The 209-nt window shown below is 71.3% G+C and carries 1 pseudogene; it reads right to left on the reverse strand.

Going from position 1 to position 209, the window contains the following annotated elements:
* A pseudogene (locus tag BN358_RS27005) lies at window positions 1-209 on the reverse strand (hypothetical protein); the annotation flags it as partial.

Consider the following 209-nt stretch of genomic DNA (forward strand, 5'->3'; position numbering starts at 1 on the left):
GCTCGGTCAACCTGGCCATCGCGGCGTCGGCGGAACTGTGGTCGCCGGTGACTGATGTCTCGAACAGCAGGCCTCGGGCAACGGCGAGGGCGAGGTGGGCGAGGTCCCTGGCGAGGACGGCGTCGGAGGTCAGCCGGGCGAACCCCTCGGTGAGCGGCTCGACCCACCCGTCGACGAGCGAGCTCCGCAACTGTGCGGCGTACGGCTTG

This window comes from Sedimentibacter sp. B4, from assembly GCF_000309315.1.
GTDB lineage: Bacteria > Bacillota > Clostridia > Tissierellales > Sedimentibacteraceae > Sedimentibacter > Sedimentibacter saalensis.